The sequence below is a fragment of the Mesorhizobium sp. M0060 genome (genome assembly GCF_040323155.1).
Taxonomy (GTDB): Bacteria; Pseudomonadota; Alphaproteobacteria; order Rhizobiales; family Rhizobiaceae; genus Mesorhizobium.
Window position 1 is genome coordinate 1 of record NZ_JAMYUP010000160.1, and the last position, 1,134, is coordinate 1,134.

Here is a 1,134-nt window from a genome sequence, read left to right on the forward strand (position 1 = left end):
CGGGAGCCGTCGGTCTGCTTCGGATCAGCGGCTGGCGAACGCGGACATAGCTTGTCGGAAGCTCCCGAGCAAATGCCGGCTTCCTAATTTCTACGCCCGGAAGCGAACCGTCACAAATCCGCCATCTCAGGCACCTTCTTGCAGATGGCCGGTTCGGCTTTTCGACGGCATGCGATGCATAGAGCACCCAACGCCTTCACCCCCTACCTCTGAAAATGCCCCAACCCGTTCTCATTCAGATAGTCCACCGTCATCACCCGCGCGTGAATGCCGCCGGAGGAACCGACGAACTTCACCGATGACAGCGAGCCGATCGGCGCGTTCTCGCCGCGGGGGGCGAGGGCGTAGGTGTCGCCGTCCCAGTGTTCGAGCGTGAACTGCATGGGCTTGGGGCCGAGTTCGAGCACCAGCTTGTCGCCATCGGCCAGCACGGTGGCGGTGTCGAAATAGTGGCTCGTATATTGGCCGGCGTAGAAGGATGAACTGCGCGCCTTGGCGGGGTTCGTCGGCTTGTCCTTGCCGGCGAGGTCGCCCACCGGCTTGTAGTAGACCATGAACCGCGGCTTGATGTAGGGATACCAGTCGCGAGTGATTTGGCCATATTGCACGATGTCCATGAAGCTGGCGGCGACCGCCTCGGCGGCGCCGACGGGGGAGCCGTTGGTGAGCACGACGATGCCGACATCGGCCGAGGGCAGGATCTGGAAGGTGGTGCCGGCGCCGAGCAGGAAGGCGCCGGAATGGCCCATGGTGGTGCGGCCATTGGCGTTCACCCCCACATTGAAGCCATAACCATAGGAGCTGACCCGCGTATCGGGCGTCTCGCCGCGGTAGGTCACGCTCTGCGGTGTGATGGCGGGCTGCAGGATCTTGGGGTCGATGATGGGCTGGCCGTTATAGGTGCCGTCGGCAAGCAGCAGGATCATCCACTTGGCAAGATCCTGGGCGCTGGAGGAGACGCCGCCCGCCGGCGCCTGCTGGTCGGGATCGCGGTCGTAGAGCGGCTCGAAGACATTGTCCGCCACGCGCGCATGCAGCAGGGCGCGGTTGTTGCCGGCGGCAATGAAGTCCTCGTGCCGATAGCTGCTCGAGCGCATGCCGAGCGGATCGAACAGCAGGCTCTTGGCCAGCGGC

The 1,134-nt window shown here is 64.2% G+C and carries 1 protein-coding gene; it reads right to left on the bottom strand.

Features of this window, described 5'->3' with window-relative positions:
- Positions 1–203: 203 nt before the first annotated feature.
- Positions 204–1,134, bottom strand: a 931-nt coding sequence (locus NKJ94_RS37370) for a serine hydrolase (protein ID WP_352532784.1), incomplete at its 5' end; no start/stop codon positions are given.